The sequence below is a fragment of the Pseudenterobacter timonensis genome, from assembly GCF_900021175.1.
GTDB classification, from domain to species: Bacteria; Pseudomonadota; Gammaproteobacteria; order Enterobacterales; family Enterobacteriaceae; genus Enterobacter; species Enterobacter timonensis.
In genome coordinates this window covers 167,646-185,697 of sequence record NZ_FCOP01000012.1, presented here as the reverse complement: position 1 = coordinate 185,697, position 18,052 = coordinate 167,646, and the positions used below count along the sequence as shown (strand labels likewise).

At 56.5% G+C, this 18,052-nt stretch carries 19 protein-coding genes and 1 tRNA gene; 8 read left to right on the top strand and 12 right to left on the bottom strand.

Going from position 1 to position 18,052, the window contains the following annotated elements:
- Positions 1-9: 9 nt before the first annotated feature.
- The 10 genes from BN3796_RS14310 to pspA form a co-directional block, all read right to left on the bottom strand.
- Complete coding sequence (locus BN3796_RS14310) at positions 10-798, bottom strand: sugar phosphate isomerase/epimerase family protein (RefSeq protein ID WP_061709033.1); 789 nt, start codon at positions 796-798, stop codon at positions 10-12.
- A 16-nt stretch (positions 799-814) separates the two neighbouring features.
- On the bottom strand, positions 815-1,867 hold the full coding sequence (locus BN3796_RS14305; RefSeq protein ID WP_061709032.1) for a zinc-dependent alcohol dehydrogenase: 1,053 nt from the start codon (positions 1,865-1,867) through the stop codon (positions 815-817).
- A gap of 29 nt (positions 1,868-1,896) precedes the next feature.
- Complete coding sequence (locus BN3796_RS14300; protein ID WP_061709031.1) at positions 1,897-2,739, bottom strand: carbohydrate ABC transporter permease; 843 nt, start codon at positions 2,737-2,739, stop codon at positions 1,897-1,899.
- Positions 2,726-3,607 carry a carbohydrate ABC transporter permease gene (locus BN3796_RS14295; protein WP_061709030.1) on the bottom strand — a complete coding sequence of 294 codons (882 nt, stop codon included), beginning with the start codon at positions 3,605-3,607 and terminating at the stop codon, positions 2,726-2,728. The genes BN3796_RS14300 and BN3796_RS14295 overlap by 14 nt, the downstream gene beginning before the upstream one ends.
- Positions 3,608-3,628: 21 nt before the next feature.
- Positions 3,629-4,921, bottom strand: a complete 1,293-nt coding sequence (locus BN3796_RS14290; RefSeq protein ID WP_061709029.1) for an ABC transporter substrate-binding protein — start codon at positions 4,919-4,921, stop codon at positions 3,629-3,631.
- 13 nt (positions 4,922-4,934) lie between these two features.
- Positions 4,935-6,620 (bottom strand): sugar phosphorylase, encoded by a 1,686-nt coding sequence (locus BN3796_RS14285; RefSeq protein WP_061709028.1) that lies wholly within the window; start codon positions 6,618-6,620, stop codon positions 4,935-4,937.
- 202 nt (positions 6,621-6,822) lie between these two features.
- Entirely contained in the window at positions 6,823-7,044 is a 222-nt protein-coding gene (gene pspD, locus BN3796_RS14280) for a phage shock protein PspD (protein WP_061709027.1), read from the bottom strand.
- Positions 7,045-7,056: 12 nt separating this feature from the next.
- On the bottom strand, positions 7,057-7,416 hold the full coding sequence (gene pspC / locus BN3796_RS14275) for an envelope stress response membrane protein PspC (RefSeq protein ID WP_061709026.1): 360 nt from the start codon (positions 7,414-7,416) through the stop codon (positions 7,057-7,059).
- Positions 7,416-7,640: an envelope stress response membrane protein PspB gene (pspB, locus tag BN3796_RS14270; protein ID WP_061709025.1), complete on the bottom strand. Its 225-nt coding sequence runs from the start codon at positions 7,638-7,640 to the stop codon at positions 7,416-7,418. Before pspB ends, pspC begins: the two co-directional genes overlap by 1 nt.
- Before the next feature lie 53 nt (positions 7,641-7,693).
- On the bottom strand, positions 7,694-8,362 hold the full coding sequence (gene pspA / locus BN3796_RS14265) for a phage shock protein PspA (RefSeq protein ID WP_061709024.1): 669 nt from the start codon (positions 8,360-8,362) through the stop codon (positions 7,694-7,696).
- Between the two features lie 166 nt (positions 8,363-8,528).
- Here pspA and pspF point away from each other — a divergent pair, with 166 nt between their 5' ends.
- From pspF to sapF, 6 genes are all read left to right on the top strand, one after another.
- Positions 8,529-9,494, top strand: a complete 966-nt coding sequence (pspF, locus tag BN3796_RS14260; protein ID WP_061709023.1) for a phage shock protein operon transcriptional activator — start codon at positions 8,529-8,531, stop codon at positions 9,492-9,494.
- Between the two features lie 87 nt (positions 9,495-9,581).
- The gene (sapA, locus tag BN3796_RS14255; protein WP_061709240.1) at positions 9,582-11,234 is read left to right on the top strand and encodes an ABC transporter substrate-binding protein SapA; all 1,653 of its coding nucleotides are present in this window, start codon (positions 9,582-9,584) and stop codon (positions 11,232-11,234) included.
- A complete protein-coding gene (sapB, locus tag BN3796_RS14250) occupies positions 11,231-12,196 on the top strand; it encodes a putrescine export ABC transporter permease SapB (protein ID WP_061709022.1) in 966 nt (321 codons plus the stop codon). The genes sapA and sapB overlap by 4 nt, the downstream gene beginning before the upstream one ends.
- Positions 12,183-13,073: a putrescine export ABC transporter permease SapC gene (gene sapC, locus BN3796_RS14245; protein WP_061709021.1), complete on the top strand. Its 891-nt coding sequence runs from the start codon at positions 12,183-12,185 to the stop codon at positions 13,071-13,073. The genes sapB and sapC overlap by 14 nt, the downstream gene beginning before the upstream one ends.
- Complete coding sequence (gene sapD, locus BN3796_RS14240; protein ID WP_061709020.1) at positions 13,073-14,065, top strand: putrescine export ABC transporter ATP-binding protein SapD; 993 nt, start codon at positions 13,073-13,075, stop codon at positions 14,063-14,065. Before sapC ends, sapD begins: the two co-directional genes overlap by 1 nt.
- 1 nt (position 14,066) lies before the next feature.
- Complete coding sequence (gene sapF / locus BN3796_RS14235; RefSeq protein WP_061709019.1) at positions 14,067-14,873, top strand: putrescine export ABC transporter ATP-binding protein SapF; 807 nt, start codon at positions 14,067-14,069, stop codon at positions 14,871-14,873.
- A 148-nt stretch (positions 14,874-15,021) separates the two neighbouring features.
- Here the strand turns inward: sapF and BN3796_RS14230 are convergent.
- Both BN3796_RS14230 and BN3796_RS14225 read right to left on the bottom strand, forming a co-directional pair.
- Positions 15,022-15,098, bottom strand: a tRNA-Lys gene (locus BN3796_RS14230).
- Positions 15,099-15,105: 7 nt separating this feature from the next.
- Positions 15,106-15,432, bottom strand: a complete 327-nt coding sequence (locus BN3796_RS14225) for a four-helix bundle copper-binding protein (protein ID WP_061709018.1) — start codon at positions 15,430-15,432, stop codon at positions 15,106-15,108.
- Between the two features lie 617 nt (positions 15,433-16,049).
- Here BN3796_RS14225 and fabI point away from each other — a divergent pair.
- Together fabI and BN3796_RS14215 are read left to right on the top strand one after the other, a co-directional pair.
- On the top strand, positions 16,050-16,838 hold the full coding sequence (fabI, locus tag BN3796_RS14220; RefSeq protein WP_061709017.1) for an enoyl-ACP reductase FabI: 789 nt from the start codon (positions 16,050-16,052) through the stop codon (positions 16,836-16,838).
- Positions 16,839-16,985: 147 nt separating this feature from the next.
- The gene (locus tag BN3796_RS14215) at positions 16,986-17,966 is read left to right on the top strand and encodes a hypothetical protein (protein ID WP_061709016.1); all 981 of its coding nucleotides are present in this window, start codon (positions 16,986-16,988) and stop codon (positions 17,964-17,966) included.
- Positions 17,967-18,052: the final 86 nt, after the last annotated feature.

The window sequence follows — 18,052 nt, the reverse complement described above, 5'->3', positions numbered from 1 at the left end:
TCGTCATCCTTAACACTCACGTAACCAGGTCAGTGAATCCTGATAGGCGCGCGCCGGGTCGTCCGCGCGAACGCGGCATTCATACACCACATACCCCTCGTAACCATCCTTGCGCAGCTGATCGAACAGCGAGGCGAAATCCAGGCTGCCGCTGCCCGGCTGATAACGATGGTTATCGGCGATATGCACATGACCCAGCAGATCGCGGTTAGCGTGCAGCGCCCCGGTAAGAGAATCCTCTTCGATGTTCATGTGATAAAAATCGCCGATGATCTGCACATGTTGCAGATCGTTCTCTTCGATATAGCGCCGGGCATCCGCCAGGGTGTTGATCATATGATCCTGGTAGCGGTTGAGCGGCTCCAGGTAAATGGTCGTTCCCGTCCGGGCAGCAGCTTTGTCCAGCTGGCGTAAGGAGTCGCTGACCGCGTGGCGATCGCCTTCCAGGCTGCGCGGGGAGGTCATCGGCGGCAGACGGAAGGTAAACATCCCCCACGCCGCAGGCACAATTATGCCTTTACCCCCCACTTCGCTCAGTGCTTCCAGAATGCGTTCAATTTGCTTAAGCCCGTTGAGGCGGCGTTCTTCGATAAAGTCGCCGATCCAGCCGTCGTAACCGCCGCAGGCGGTAGTGACCGGCAGACCCGTCTCCTGGATTGCCGCTTTTACCGCCGGCAGATTCTCCACCAGCAGCCTGCCGTCAATTTCATAGCCATCAAAACCCATTGCTTTGATGTATTTAAACTTTTCCAGAATATCTGTCGGGAAAAAGGCCTGGTTCTGCGTTGCAATTTTCATCTCTGCTCTCCGTAGCTTAAAAGGTGACGCCCATTTTGATGCTCAGTTCCGGGTGCTGATCGACATACTTCATGTAGCTCTCCGCACTGTTGTGGAAGGTGACGACCGGGTCGATCAGATCGTCGCAGTTGAGGTAGCCGTTCATCAGCAGCTCCCAGCAGGTCTCCTCAATGCGCTTACGGCTCCAGCGCGGGTAATCCGGGTTTGGTTCGCTACAGGCGCGGGAAAAGACGATTCTGGCGTTGTTGAAATGCGCTTCGCGACCGAGGTTAAAGCCTGCGGCAAAGGGTTTAGCAAAGGCCACGTAGGAGATGGTGCCGCCGTAAGCCAGCCCGCGCAGGGCCGATTGCAGCGCATCGGCAAAGCCGCTGGTTTCGATAATCACATCCGCTCCCTGCTTGCCGGTGAGCTTTTTGATCTCAAGACCCACGTCCGTGCCGATCGGGTTAAGACAGTGGTCAGCCCCGTGGCGGCGGGCAATATCGCAGCGATGGGCAATCGGATCGACGCCAATCACCACCGACGCGCCCGCGCGCTTCGCCAGCTGAATAGCGATCTGGCCAATCGCGCCCAGGCCAACGACCACAACGAAATCCCCCACCCGAACGTTCGCATCGCGCACGCCGCTCATGGCAAACTGCGCGGGATCGTAGCAGACGGCGTTTTTCCAGGAGGCGCCCTGTGGCATTTTGCGCAGCTTATAGTTATTGACCGCGTTAACAATGACGCTCTCCTGCAGCGGACCATAGGTGCAAACGTTATCGCCCGGCTGATAGTCGGTGACCTCTGCGCCGCGCTCAATCACCTCGCCAACCACCATGTTGCCGAGCTGGAATTTACCGAACTCAATGCCGCGCGCGCTCCCTTCCGGGCGCGGGGAGAAAAGCTGCCATTCCGCGTTAAACTCTTCATCAATAAAGGGGCTGGCCGCACGGAAGTCCACCACTTCGGTACCGTGTTTCGGCGCGCCAAACTTCACGCGAATTTTGACCTCATTGGCCGCAACGGGACGATCTTCATACTCCACCAGCGCCGCCACACGCGGGGCGCTTGCTACTAATTTTTTCATGACTGACTCCTTGTTAAATACTGGCCGCCTCAGCCCTTCACGCCGCCGGCGGTCAAACCACTCTTAATAAAACGCTCCGAGAGCGCATACATGACCACAACCGGCAGCGCCGTCACCAGCGATGCCGCCATCATGCGGCCCCAGATATAATCTGGTGTGCTGAACAACGTGTTGAGTCCGACCGGCAGCGTGAAATTGCTGGCGCTGGAGAGAAAAATGGAGGCGAACAGATAGTCGTTCCACGCCACCATAAAGCAGTAGACAAAGACCGATACCAGCCCGGAAATCGCCAGCGGCACGGTGATGCGAAAGATAATTTGCAGGCGATTCAGCCCATCCATCATCGCCGCCTCTTCGATCTCATCCGGAATGGTGTCGAAATAGCTGCGCAGCATAAAAATGGCGGTCGGCAGCGTCTGGGTCACCATGGTGATAATGAGCGCCAGCTCCGTGTCATAGATCCCGAGCGCGGTGATGATTTTGAACAGCGGCACCACCAGCAAAATGCCGGAGAACATATAGACGGTGTAGAAACTGGCGTTAATGGTCATTCGCCCCTTAAAGCGCAGCTTCGACAGCGCATAGGCGCCGAGCGTCCCCAGAAAGACGGCGATAACCGAGGCGCTGAGCGACACCACCATGCTGTTACGGAAGTAATCAACGAATGGGAAGATCAGCGGATTAAAGATGTCGACATAGTGCTGCAGCGTCCAGGCCTGCGGCAGAATGGTCGGATGCAGCGAGATCGCCTCTTTCGCGCTCTTAAATGAGGTCATCAGCATCACGAAAAACGGAAACAGCGTGACGATCAGAAACAGCGCCAGCCCGATATAAAAGCCAATGCGGCTCAGAATGCGTTTATTTGTTGCCATTGAGGTTTACCCTTTTTCTGGTCAGCAGAATGACGGCGAAGATAATGACAAACAGCACCACAGAAATGGCAGCCGCTTTCCCCAGGTCATTGAAGGCAAAGGCGGTTTTGTAGAGATAGACGCCCAGGATGTCGACTTTGGTGGTCAGCAGCCAGACGTCGGCGAACATATAGAACATCCAGATGGTGCGCAGCGTTACCACCGTCGCCAGCACCGGCATAATGGCGGGCAGCGTGACGATGCGAAAACGTTGCCAGCCATTGGCCCCATCCATCTCCGCCGCTTCATAGAGGGATTTATCGATGGTCTGTAAAATGGCCAGAAAAGAGATAAAGGCATACGGGAAGTAGCGCCAGATGGCGAAGAGCACCACCAGTACAAAGCTGCTGCCCGGGTTATCGAACCACAGCGGCGCCTGCTCATAGAGATGCAGCAGATCGACACCCAGGTAGTTCACGATCCCATAGCCGTTGTTGAACATATATTTCCACGCAAACACCAGCGAGATGGAGGGCGTTACGTAGGAGAGGATCACCAGCGACCGCGCCGTTTTACGCAGCCGGAACTCACGATTAAAGAAAATCGCCACCGCCAGGCCGAGTACGGTACTGCCCAGCACCACCAGCGCCGTATACCAGAAGGTCATCCACAGCGAATGCCAGAATGCCGCATCGCTCAGAATACGCACATAGTTCTCAATGCCGACGAATGTGGCCTGGATCCGCGGATTCAAAGGCAGACGTAAAAAGCTGATTTCGATGTTGGAGATCATCGGCCAGGCCACCAGGCCCCCCAGCAGTATCAGGCTGGGGGCCAACAGCAGCATGGCGAAAGGCATATCTGAACGACCAGAAAACAACGTTTTCATAATTCCCTTCGCGGTGCGCTCCTATCGTTGAGAGACCAGTTCGGCCAGACGCGTCTGGCTGTCACTTAACGTGCTGCCGAGATCTTTTTTACCGACGGTGACTTCATGCACCATTGAGCTGATGATGCCGGAGCCGGTCACATCCCCCATGCGCGTAAAGTTTTTATCCCCCACCGCGCCAAAGACCTGCACGTTCGGGAACTGCGCGATAAGTTCGTAGGGCAGCTGGCCGAACGCGTTGATCACGTCGTTCTCTTTCCAGGATGCGGTTTCCACCACCAGCTTATTAACCGGCAGCGCGGCTCCCGGCGACATCATCACCCAGTCGGCCGCGTTCTGAGCCTGCTCCATCCAGGTGACAAATTTCTCCGCCGCCTGCGTCTCCTCTTCCGTCTGGCCGCTGGTAATGGTCAGGGAGGTCACCATGCCGTAGACGGCGGAAGAGGTTTCGGTCGGCACCACAAACCCGAGATCGGCTGGATTACCCTCTTTAAAGACCGCCGGAAGAATGTAGGTGGAGTAGATCGCCATCGGCGCGGTGCCGTTCATAAAGGCGTCTTTGATCTCCATGACGTCGTTGGAGCCGGGCATGGTGGTTTTTGCCAGCTCGCGGTAGAACGCCAGCGCGCGTGTCATTTCAGGGGTGTCGATAACGATGTCGCCCTTCGCGTCAAAGACGTTGGCGCCGCCCGACAGGGCAAACTGCGAGAAGGCCTGCTCGGTCATCACGCTCTCCGCGGTCGGCAGCGCGATGCCATAGTGTTTCTTCGCCGGGTCAGTCAGCGTCTGGCTGGCCTCCAGCAGTTGCGCCCAGTTATGCGGCTCGTCGATACCCGCTGCGGCGAGAACCGATTTGTGATACCAGATACCCGAGAGCCAGGCGCTGACCGGTACGCCAGTCCAGGCGGCGCCATCTTCGGTACGCACTACCCGCAAAATGCCGTCATAAAAGCGATCCTGCCCCACGGCATTGATGGCGTCACGGATCGCATCCCTGTCCAGCAGTTGCTCTTTATCCATCACCTTGGCGTAGTCGTGACTCACCTCTATCACTTCCGGCAGCGCGCCGGTGCGAGCAAGCGTAATCACTTTGGTGTTATAGGCATCCTCTTCGACCGGCACCTGCTTGATGTGGATGCCGGGGTTCTCTTTCTCGAAACGGTCAATCAGCTGGGTAATAACCGCCTGACGCTCCTGTTCAACCGAGGAGTGCATAAATTCGATGGTGACAACGGAGGCTTTGTCATCCTTACAACCCGACATCAGGGCGCACGAAACCAGTGCTGATATCAGCACAATCTTGGGCATTTTCATTTTTTCCGTCCTTTTAGTTTTCTTTAATCCACATGACCTGCCATGGATTGAGGGTCAGAGAGGAGCCGCAAACAGGGGTTTCGGTAATTAACTCTCTTCCGTTTTTAGTCGTTGAAGCGATATTTTGTGTTGTATCGGTAAAGTTAAAGAGTGCCGTAATACGCTCGCCCGATGACGACACGCGAATAATGCGCAGCACATGCTCATTAGCCATATCAAAACAAGCGTCGCTGGCAGGATGAAAAGACGATTCACCCCGACGAATCGCAATTAATCGCGTTAATGCCTGATAAATGAGATGCCGCAGGCTTTGCGTATTTTCGAGTTCACCATCAATTTCTCCGTCACGGTATTTCCGTCGGTTAATGGCGCGGTTATATCCCAGGCGCTCCACTCCCGCGTAATCGTTACGCGAACCAAGAATACTCTGAATATAAATCGCCGGAACGCCCGGGAAACTTAATAAGACCGCGTGCGCCAGAATAAAACGCGCTGCTCTTTGCTGGTCACTGCTCTCTTTCTTGTTTAATGCATCCAGATAGGTGACATTAATTTCATAAGGGCTACGCGTACCGTCGGGGTTATTTTTCCAGTTAACCAGCGCCCCCTCCTGCTGGACTTTTTCCAGCAGCGAGAGGATCTCTGGCTCGGGCAATATGCCGCGCAACGGGTTCAGTCCGATGCCGTCATGGGAAGCCAGGAAGTTAAACCAGGTGGTCTTGTCTGAAGGCAACGATAGCCCACGCGCCCAGTCGCACAGCACCCGCACGCTTCCCGTGTGGACGGCGTGAAGCACCAGCGGCGGTAAAGAGAACTGATAGACCATCTGAGCTTCGTTATGGCCGTCGCCAAAATAGCCAATGTTGTCTTTGTGCGGCACGTTGGTTTCAGTAATCAGCACCGTTCCCGGCGCCACTTCATCAGTAATCGCGCGGAATAACTGAATCAGCAGGTGCGTCTGCTCAAGGTGAATGCAGGGCGTGCCGGGTACTTTCCACATAAAGCCTACCGCATCGAGACGCACGTAGTCCGCCCCCTGGGTCAGATAGTGAAGCAGAACATCCACCATCGCCAGCAGGACTTCCGGGCTGGCGAAATTAAGATCGATCTGGTCTTCGCTGAAGGTGGTCCAGAGGTGGCGCACCGAGCCATCCGCCAGGGTAAAAGGCGTCAATAACGGCAGTGCGCGAGGGCGCGTGACGTCGGATAAATCCGTAGCCGGATCGACAGCAATAAAGAAATTTTCATAACCTGGTTGTTGCTGCAAATAACGGGAAAACCATTCGCTTTTGGCCGACATATGGTTGCAGACAAAATCGAACATCAGGCTGGCCGTCTTTTTTAATTCGGCAACGTCACTCCACTCACCTGTTTCCGGCGCGACCTTATGGTAATCAATAACGGAAAATCCATCATCAGAGGACCACGGATAAAAAGGCAGAAGATGGACATGTGAAAATGAAGAGGCGAGCCAGCGATTATAAAAGCGGGTAAAGAGAGGCAACCCCTTTTCACCCGGGGAGAAGAATTGATCAGCGTAGGTGATAAGGACAACATCTTTTTCGTCCCACTGTTTCTTACGCTGATGGCTAATTGTACTTTTAGCCTTTTCTATTTTTTCTGAAAGCATATGTAATGCAGCGGAGGAAAATGTCTCCCCGTACACACGCTTAACGATATCGGTAATTTTCCTGTTCACATTAGATTTCCATGGTAGCGGTCCCACGGAATGGCAATCTACTCTCGACAAAATAATCTGTCAACGCGAGAAAGTCTGGAAAAAGAGCTGAAAAAGCGGCGCTAATCAGTTATGTGAGCTAACGCAAATAATGGAGGGAGTTAATACAACAGGCAGGAAATAGCCCAGCTCCTCCGCAGGGAGGAGCGGTTCGGGCGAGAAGTTAGCGCGAAAAGCGCTTAGAAACCCGGCGCGCAGCGCGTGTCAGCAGCGGCTCCAGCGCAACGGCCAGAAGCATTCTGACTGGCTTGCGGGCAACCGATTTGACCGCCCACCCTGCCACGCCTGCCGGGCCGTAACGCAGGGCGGTCAGTAAGACCAATTTGCCGGCGATTTTGAGGCCCGGTTTCACTTTCCGACCGGCCTGTTGCCACTTTTGACTCATCTTTTCACTCCTCTAAAGCTGGCGAAAACGGCTGCGCAGCGTAAAGGTATCGGATGTCACGTAACGTTCCATATCGCGCAACCGCCGCTCTCCCGCTGTCAGTTCGGCGTCAACCGCGTCCAGCAGCTCGCTGCTGGTGGGTTCCGCTTCGCCGTTCTCGGCCCCTTCGGGCATGGGATCCAGCACAAACGCCAGCGCGACATAGGCCACCAGGGTAAAGAAGGCCAGTCCAAAGAAGATGGAGAGCACCGTCACCACCCGGACCAGCTTCACCGGCACATCCAGATAATGCGCGATCCCGGCACAGACACCGCGCACCATTCCCTGCTGGGGGATACGCCACAGTTTCTTTTTCAAGTTTAGTCCAGCCATTAACGTTCCCTCCAGTTCGGATGTTCCGCGTCCAGAATCGCCTCCAGCGCCTGGATACGCTCGCGCATTCTGCCCGCCTCTTCCGTCAGCTGCGCCAGGCGCTGCTTTTCGTTTTGCGTCAGGTCACGGCCGGAAGATCGATTGTTATAGTGCAGCCATAACCAGATCGGCAGCACAAACAGCACGAAGAGGGTCAGGGGTATGGCCAGAAAAAGGGCGCTCATAGGTACTCCTTGTCTTACGATGCGTTGCGGCACGCGAGGTGCCGCCTCAATTATTATTGCTTATCTTGCTGCATTTTGGCCTTGAGCTGGGCGAGCTGCTCGCTAATGGCATCATCCGCTTTCAGCTCGGCAAACTGCTGATCCAGCGATTTTTGTTTGCCAAAGCTGTGGCTTTCAGCCTCCGCTTCCATCTGATCGATGCGGCGTTCGAACGATTCAAAACGGGCCATCGCCTCATCCAGCTTGCCGCTGTCGAGCTGACGTCGCACGTCGCGAGAGGAGTTGGCCGCCTGATGACGCAGGGTCAGCGCCTGCTGGCGGGCCCGCGTTTCGCTCAGCTTGTTCTCAAGCTCGGCAATCTCTTTTTTCATGCGCACCAGGGTTTCATCCACCAGCGTCACTTCATGCTCCAGCGTGGCGACAATGTCGGTCAGCTTCTGCTTTTCAATCAGCGCGGAACGCGCCAGATCGTCTTTATCCTTGCGCAGCGCCAGCTCCGCTTTCTCCTGCCATTCGGCCTGCTGGGCGGTCGCCTGCTCAATGCGGCGCGTCAGCTGTTTCTTTTCCGCCAGGGCGCGGGCGGAGGTGGAGCGAACTTCAACCAGCGTGTCTTCCATCTCCTGGATCATCAGTCGCACCAGTTTTTGCGGATCTTCCGCCTTCTCCAGCAGCGAGTTGATATTGGCGTTCACGATATCGGCGAAACGAGAAAAAATACCCATAATCAATTCCTCTTGGTTCTGTAATTGGGCGATGCCCTGCTGTTACGTTAATACAAACTGCGTGCCAACTTTTTATCTTATTGATTTTAAAGAATCTGGTTGATTTTACGCCAGCCCGAACCTAAGCTTACCTGGTCAATATCACTAACGGATGGCGAATTTCATCATGGCTGAGTTTAAAGATACGCTGCTGGGAGAAGATAACGTTTTTCTGGAGATGCTGGAGCAGGTCTCCCGCCTGGCGCCGCTTAATAAGCCGGTGCTCATCATCGGAGAGCGCGGCACCGGCAAGGAGCTTATCGCCAACCGGCTGCACTACCTGTCCCGGCGCTGGGATGGGCCGTTTATCTCCCTCAACTGCGCCGCGCTGAATGAAAACCTTCTCGACAGTGAACTGTTTGGCCATGAAGCGGGGGCCTTTACCGGGGCGCAAAAGCGCCATCCTGGCCGCTTTGAACGGGCCGATGGCGGCACGCTGTTTCTGGATGAGCTGGCCACCGCCCCGATGCTGGTACAGGAAAAGCTGCTGCGGGTGATCGAGTATGGCGAACTGGAACGCGTGGGCGGCAGCCAGCCGTTGCAGGTCAACGTCAGGCTGGTGTGCGCCACCAATGAAGATCTGCCGCAAAAGGTGGCAGAAGGAATGTTCCGCGCCGACCTGCTTGATCGGCTGGCCTTTGACGTGGTGCTGCTGCCGCCCCTTCGCGAACGCCAGGGGGATATCATGCTGCTGGCGGAGCAATTTGCCATTCAGATGTGCCGCGAGCTGGGCCTGCCGCTGTTCGCGGGCTTCAGCGAGCGGGCGCGTGACACGCTGCAGCACTATCGCTGGCCCGGAAATATCCGCGAGCTGAAGAACGTGGTCGAGCGCTCTGTCTATCGCCACGGCAGCAGCGATTCACCGCTGGATGAGATAATTATCGATCCGTTCAGGCGTCCGGCCGCGCCGGAGCGCTCCCCCGACGGTCCCACCCTGCCGCTGAATCTGCGCCAGTTTCAGCATGAGCAGGAAAAAACGCTGCTTGAGGCGAGTCTGGAGACGGCCCGCTTTAACCAGAAGCGGGCGGCGGAACTGCTCGGGCTCACCTACCATCAGCTGCGTGCATTGCTGAAAAAACATCAGATCCGCTGACAATATCAACAGTTATCGCAGACATTTTTACGAAGCAGGCGTAAGTGCGATACACTTTGCAGATTGAACCTAAAAACCTTAAAAAATATGCGTCTGGTTTTATCGTCTCTGATTGCGCTCTGCCTGTTCAGCGGCCAGGCTTTTGCTGCCCCGCAGCAGGAAGCGCTGCCTGATATCCGCGACAGCGGCTTCGTCTATTGTGTCAACGGACAGGTGAATACCTTCAATCCGCAAAAGGCAGGAAGCGGATTGATCGTCGACACCCTTGCCGCCCAGCTTTACGATCGTCTGCTGGATGTTGATCCCTATACCTATCGACTGGTGCCTGAACTGGCGGAGAGCTGGGAGGTGCTGGATAACGGCGCCAGCTACCGCTTTCATCTGCGAAAAGATGTGCAGTTCCAGACCACCCCCTGGTTTAAACCGAGCCGCAGGCTCAACGCCGACGACGTAGTCTTTACCTTCCAGCGTATCTTTGATCGCAACCATCCCTGGCATAACGTCAACGGCGACGCCTTCCCCTATTTTGACAGCCTGCAATTTGCCGATACGGTAAAAAGCGTGCGTAAAATCGACAGCCATACCGTGGAATTTACCCTCGCGCGCCCGGATGCCTCCTTCCTCTGGCATCTTGCCACCCACTACGCGTCGGTGATGTCCGCAGAATATGCAACGCAGTTGGCGAAGCAGGACCGCCAGGAACAGCTTGATCGTCAGCCGGTGGGAACCGGCCCGTTCCAGCTGGAGGAGTATCGTGCGGGCCAGTATATTCGCCTGCAACGCCACGACCATTTCTGGCGCGGCAAACCGCTGATGCCGCAGGTGGTGGTCGATCTCGGCTCCGGCGGCACCGGCAGGATTTCAAAACTGTTAACCGGCGAATGCGACGTCCTCGCCTGGCCTGCGGCCAGCCAGCTCACCATCCTGCGCGACGATCCGCGTCTGCGCCTGACGCTGCGCCCCGGCATGAACATCGCCTACCTGGCCTTCAATACCAATAAGCCGCCGCTCAACAATCCGGCGGTGCGCCACGCGCTGGCGCTGGCGATTAATAATCAGCGGCTGATGCAGTCGATCTACTACGGTACCGCCGAAACGGCCGCCTCGATCCTGCCCCGCGCCTCGTGGGCCTACGACAGCGAAGCGACAATCACGGAATATAATCCGGCGAAAGCGCGGGAACAGCTTCATGCCCTGGGCGCCGACAATCTGACGCTCCAGCTGTGGGTGCCTACCAGCTCCCAGGCGTGGAACCCGAGCCCGTTAAAGACAGCCGAGCTTATCCAGGCGGATATGGCTCAGGTGGGCGTGAACGTAGTCATCGTCCCCGTGGAGGGCCGCTTTCAGGAAGCGCGTCTGATGGATATGAATCACGACCTGACCCTTTCAGGCTGGTCGACCGACAGTAACGATCCTGACAGCTTTTTACGGCCGCTGCTGAGCTGCGCCGCCATCGACTCGCAGACCAACTACGCGCACTGGTGTCACCGCCAGTTCGATAGCGTGCTGCAGAAAGCGCTCTCCTCCCAGCAGCTCGCCTCCCGCATTGAGGCCTACGATGAAGCGCAGGATATTCTGGCGACCGAGCTCCCCATTCTGCCGCTGGCCTCCTCGCTGCGTCTGCAGGCCTACCGTTACGATATTAAGGGACTGGTACTGAGCCCGTTCGGTAACGCCTCGTTTGCCGGGGTGTCGCGCGAGAAAGAAGTAAAAGAAGTAGAAGAGGCGAAAAAACCATGATCATTTTTACCCTGCGTCGTCTGCTGCTGTTGCTGGTCACCCTCTTTCTGTTGACCTTTGTCGGCTTTAGCCTGAGCTATTTTACTCCGCACGCGCCGCTACAGGGCTCCTCCCTGGGAGATGCGTGGCTCTTCTGGTTTGAAGGGGTTCTGCATTTTGATTTTGGCGTCTCAAGCATTAACGGCCAGCTTATCTCCGAGCAGCTGAAAGAGGTCTTTCCGGCGACCATGGAGCTCTGCATCCTGGCGTTCAGCTTTGCCCTGCTGGTGGGTATCCCGGTGGGTATGCTGGCGGGTATCACGCGTAATAAATGGCAGGACAAGCTCATCAGCGCGCTGGCGCTGATTGGCTTTTCCATCCCGGTGTTCTGGCTGGCGCTGCTGCTGACGCTCTTTTTCTCCCTGACGCTTGGCTGGCTGCCGGTCTCCGGGCGTTTTGATCTGTTGTACACGGTTAAAAGCGTGACCGGATTCGCCATCATCGATGCCTGGCTCTCCGACTCTCCCTGGCGTCACGAGATGATTGTCAGCGCCGTTAGCCATATGGTGCTGCCGGTTCTGACGCTTGCCGTCGCCCCCACCACCGAGGTGATCCGCCTGATGCGCATCAGCACCATCGAGGTGTTTGATCAAAACTACGTCAAAGCCGCCGCCACGCGCGGGCTGTCGCGCCTCACCATTTTGCGCCGCCACGTGCTGCATAATGCGCTGCCGCCGGTCATCCCCCGCCTGGGCCTGCAATTTTCCACCATGCTGACGCTGGCGATGATCACCGAGATGGTCTTTAGCTGGCCCGGGCTGGGCCGCTGGCTGATCAACGCCATTCGTCAGCAGGACTACGCCGCTATCTCAGCCGGTGTGATGGTGATTGGTTCGCTGGTCATTATTGTTAACGTGATTTCCGATATTTTGGGTGCTATGGCCAACCCGTTGAAACATAAGGAATGGTATGCCCTACGATAGCGTCTACAGAGAAAAGCGTACCCCCGGCGCGCTACGCACCGTCTGGCGCAAGTTTTATAGTGACGCCCCGGCGATGATTGGCCTCTACGGCTGCGGCGGGCTGGCGCTGCTCTGCCTCTTTGGCAGATGGTTTGCGCCTTACGGTATCGATCAGCAGTTTCTCGGCTATCAGCTGCTGCCGCCCTCCTGGTCGCGCTACGGGGAAGTGTCGTTCTTTTTAGGCACCGACGATCTGGGGCGTGATGTGCTGAGCCGCCTGCTCAGCGGCGCGGCGCCCACCGTCGGGGGCGCATTTATGGTGACGCTGGCCGCCACGCTCTGCGGGCTGGCGCTGGGTATCGTCGCGGGGGCCACGCGCGGCCTGCGCTCGGCGGTGCTGAACCATATTCTCGATACCCTGCTCTCCATCCCTTCCCTGCTGCTGGCGATTATCGTGGTCGCCTTTGCCGGGCCGCATCTGTCGCACGCTATGTTCGCCGTCTGGCTGGCGCTGCTGCCGCGCATGGTTCGTTCGGTCTACAGCATGGTTCATGACGAGCTGGAAAAAGAGTATGTCGTCGCCGCGCGACTCGACGGCGCCACCACGCTCAATATTCTCTGGTTTGCCATTCTGCCGAACATTGCGGCGGGTCTGGTCACGGAGATCACCCGCGCGCTGTCGATGGCGATTCTCGATATCGCCGCGCTCGGCTTTCTCGACCTGGGTGCCCAGCTTCCGTCACCGGAATGGGGCGCCATGCTGGGCGACGCGCTGGAACTTATCTACGTCGCCCCCTGGACGGTCATGCTGCCGGGCGCGGCCATTATGGTCAGCGTACTGCTGATAAATCTGCTGGGCGATGGTATCCGCCGGGCCATCAACGCGGGGGTGGAATAATGCCGTTACTTGATATCCGCAACCTGACCATCGAATTTAAGACCTCTGAAGGCTGGGTTAAAGCGGTCGACCGCGTCAGCATAACCCTTAGCGAAGGGGAAATACGCGGGCTGGTGGGCGAATCGGGCTCCGGTAAAAGCCTGATCGCCAAGGCGATATGTGGCGTTGCCAAAGATAACTGGCGCGTGACGGCGGACAGGATGCGCTTCGATGATATCGATCTGCTGCGGTTGTCGCAGCGTGAACGCCGTCGTCTGGTGGGCCATAACGTCTCCATGATCTTCCAGGAGCCGCAATCCTGTCTCGACCCCTCCGAGCGCGTGGGTAAACAGCTGATGCAGAATATCCCCGGCTGGACCTACAAGGGGCGCTGGTGGCAGCGCTTTGGCTGGCGCAAGCGTCGCGCCATCGAACTTTTGCACCGCGTCGGCATAAAAGATCATAAGGATGCGATGCGCAGCTTTCCCTATGAGCTGACCGATGGCGAGTGTCAGAAGGTGATGATCGCCATTGCGCTGGCGAACCAGCCGCGTCTGCTGATTGCGGATGAACCGACCAACGCCATGGAGCCGACCACCCAGGCGCAGATTTTCCGTCTGCTGACGCGTCTTAACCAGAACAACAACACCACCATTTTGCTGATTAGCCATGACCTGCAGATGCTGAGCAAATGGGCGGATAAGATCGATGTAATGTATTGCGGGCAGACGGTCGAGACCGCCGGCAGCGAGGAGCTGATTGCGATTCCGCACCACCCTTACACGCAGGCGCTGATCCGCGCTATCCCCGATTTTGGCAGCCCCATGCCGCATAAAAGCCGCCTGAACACGCTGCCGGGGGCGATTCCGCTGCTGGAATCGCTGCCCATAGGCTGCCGTCTGGGGCCACGCTGCCCTTACGCCCAGCGCAAATGCATCGAAACGCCCCGGCTTGCTGGCGCAAAGAATCACCTTTTCGCCTGTCATTTCCCGCTGAACATGGAGAAAGAGTGAGATGGTAGAAACGCTGCTGGAAGTGCGTAACCTGGCGAAAACGTTCCGCTATCGCACCGGCCTGTTCCATCGTCAGTTGGTGGAGGCGGTGAAGCCGCTCAGCTTCACCCTGCGGGAAAAACAGACGCTGGCGATTATCGGTGAAAACGGTTCAGGAAAATCGACGCTGGCCAAGATGCTTGCTGGCATGGTGGAGCCAAGCGCTGGCGAGGTGGTGATTGATGACCACCTGCTGTCGTTTGGCGACTACTCCTTCAGAAGCCAGCGCATCCGCATGATTTTTCAGGATCCTTCCACCTCCCTTAATCCGCGTCAGCGCATCTCGCAGATCCTCGACTTCCCGCTGCGGCTGAACACCGATCTGGCGCCAGAAGCCCGCCGCAAGCGGATAGTGGAGACGCTACGCATGGTTGGCCTCCTGCCGGATCACGTCAGCTATTACCCGCACATGCTGGCGCCGGGTCAGAAACAGCGTCTGGGGCTGGCACGGGCGCTGATTCTGCGCCCGAAGGTGATTATCGCTGACGAAGCGCTGGCCTCGCTGGATATGTCGATGCGCTCGCAGCTGATTAACCTGATGCTGGAGTTGCAGGAGAAACAGGGTATTTCCTATATCTATGTCACCCAGCATCTCGGAATGATGAAACATATCAGCGACCAGGTACTGGTGATGCATCAGGGAGAAGTGGTGGAGCGCGGCAGCACGGCGGATGTCCTCGCCTCACCTCTGCACGATCTGACAAAACGGCTGATTGCCGGTCATTTTGGTGAAGCGCTGACCGCCGATGCCTGGCGTAAGGATCGGTAAAACGCCGATAAATAAAAGCCTGAGGTAACTCAGGCTTTTATTTACGCGTATGCCAGGATCGTGTTAATAATCGCGTTCCTGTCGGCCTGGCCTATTTCAATGCGCCAGACGTTGCGGCGCGAAAATAATAATGCAGGCATCAGAAAATTGGTCCGCCATCGAGGATTCGAACCTCGACCCAGAGAGGAAGAATCTCCTTGCTCTACCCCGTTAAGCTAATGGCGGTTTTTCATTACGCAGCCATCTGATGGCAGGCTTCAGCACATTCGCGGCACATCTTCGCGCAATACTGGCAATGCTCATGTTCGTGGCGGGCGCACTCCTGCGCGCAGGCTTCACAGGCGGTTGCGCAGAGCTTGCAGAGCTCTGCACTGTACTGGCTGTCCATCGCCATTAGCTGGGCGGAGAGGCGACACAGGGCGGCGCACTCCATATCGGTGCGGATGCAGTTAGCCATCATCGCTACGTTTTCTTCACCCAGGCAGGAGGTCGCGCAGTTGTCGCAGGCAGCAGCACATTTATAGCAAAGCTCAATACAGTTCTGATAATTCTTGTTCATATAATTCTCCATTATTGGACTACAGGAGCAATTAATTATGATCGGGAATTTGAACAGAGCCAAGCGGCAGGAGAAAATTATCCGCAGCAGGGTCCAGAAAAATATAATCACCCCAAAAGAACTAAAAAATATTTTGCGCAAAAACATAAAATTAAATGTCTTACCGCTTATTGTGACTCACGATAAATAAAGGTTATTTTAAAATTGCCACATGATTTAAATTCCTTGTATGTAATAGTTACAGCGCGTTAATTTCAGAAAAAAGCGGTCCCTGAACCCTTTTGTGAAAAGAAAAACCGCATTCTCCGCGCTGGTTGGAGGAGGCTAACCTGAAGCCCGGTGATATACTCATCGAATGCCAGACGATATCGACAGGCCAGTCCCCTTCCTGCGGCGAAGCGGATAGCTTCCCTGTCCGTACCCCGAACAATCCTGCGAAACCGCCCGATGAAATGGCCTGTCAGAAGGCAAGTCACGGTAATGAATGAGAAATAGCGTGACACAAAGGGCAGAGAGTGGGATATAATTTCGGGCTAATTTCGAATGATTTTGAAATACTGCCTGTAATGCTATGATTTACAAGGCAAAAACAAGCAATGAATATAAGGATTAAAGCTATGGGTTTTCTTTCCGGTAAGCGCATTCTGGTGACTGGCGTTGCCAGCAAGCTCTCCATCGCCTACGGTATCGCACAGGCTATGCACCGCGAAGGCGCTGAGCTGGCGTTCACCTACCAGAACGACAAGCTGAAAGGCCGTGTGGAAGAGTTCGCCGCGCAGCTGGGCTCCAGCATCGTGCTGGAATGCGACGTAGCCAAAGACGAAAGCATCGACGGCATGTTTGCTGAACTGGCAAAAACATGGCCGAAATTTGACGGTTTCGTTCACTCCATCGGTTTCGCCCCGGGCGATCAGCTGGATGGTGACTATGTTAATGCGGTAACCCGCGAAGGCTTTAAAATCGCGCACGATATCAGCTCCTACAGCTTTGTCGCGATGGCAAAATCTTGCCGCAGCCTGCTGAATCCGGGCGCTGCGCTGCTGACCCTCTCATACCTGGGCGCCGAGCGTGCTATCCCTAACTATAACGTAATGGGTCTGGCGAAAGCATCTCTGGAAGCGAACGTGCGCTATATGGCGAACGCGATGGGGCCGGAAGGCGTGCGCGTTAACGCGATCTCTGCTGGCCCGATCCGCACCCTGGCGGCATCCGGCATCAAAGATTTCCGTAAAATGCTGGCGCACTGCGAAGCGGTAACCCCGATTCGTCGTACCGTTACCATCGAAGATGTGGGTAACTCCGCTGCATTCCTCTGCTCCGATCTCTCCGCGGGTATCTCCGGCGAAGTGGTTCACGTTGACGGCGGCTTTAGCATCGCGGCCATGAACGAGCTTGAACTGAAATAATCTCCATCGCCCTTCCTCTTCGGAAGGGCGTTTTTCTCCTGCCCCCGCGTTATTCCGTTCCGCTATTTGTTATCACCTAACAATCTTTTTCCGTACCTGTGTGTTACGCCAGGATAACGATCGCTATGTTGAGATCAAGGAAAGCCCATGGAACAACGCCGTTTTGCCGGCAAAGGCCACTGGTATCATGAAACCCAGTCGAGCAGGAGTCCTGCGGATGTGCTCCCCCTGGTGCCCGAAGCGGCGCGCGTTAATGACCGCTTCCTGCTGGATTTAGCCATCCCTGACGGAATTTTCGTCGCCAGTGGCGACTGGCTCGCTCCCGCCAGAGCGCTGTGCATCCACCTTTTTCCGCTCGATCTGCCGGTTACCCGACTCTGTACCCTCAGCGCCTATGACAGAGTCAGCGCCGCGCTGACCGTTGCCCAGGCCTGCGGCGTACAGCGGCTCTGTAATTACTATGCCGCCCTTCTCGCCCCGCTTCCCGGCCCGGACTCCTCCCGCGAAAGTAACCGACGCCTCGCCCAGATGACCCAGTACGCCCGTCAGCTTGCCTCTTCTCCCGACGTTATCGACGCCCGGGCGCAGCAGCAGCTGGATGAGGTGGGGCTGACGACAAATGACATCATTCTTCTCAACCAGATTATCGGCTTTACCGGCTTTCAGGCGCGGACGGTGGCCGCGGGCCAGGCGCTGCTGGGCTACCCGGTACGCTGGCTGCCCGGCCACACTATCCAGCCCCATACGCATCCCTTTAACGACGAGATGGTCGCCTCCGCGCTTCCCCCGGTGGAGCTTCGCTACGCCACGGCGGCGCAAAATGAGGCGCTGGTGCGCTGGCAGGCAGAGCCAGAACTGCGTGCGCTAACGCCGGTGCTCTGCCACGACGTCGGGAGCCTCGACCTCACCGGCGCCCTCCTGCAGAGCGGTCTTCGCCCGGCGCTCACGCAGCCTCTTAGCGAACCGCTGGAGCTTCTGCTCATCTCCCCCGATCGCTTTAGCGCCGCGCATTTTGCGCTTTTGCGACAGGAGGGAATGAGTGACGGAGAGGCATTCGGCCTGCTGGCGGGAATTGGCTATCGCGGCTGGCTCGCCCGCCTGCGCGTTGGCCTGCGCGGCGGCGAATAACCATACTATTTACCTAAACAGCGCTTGCTGAAGCAGCGAGATTCGCGTAAAACTGTCAGCCGCTCAATGGCTACGAAAAAGAACAC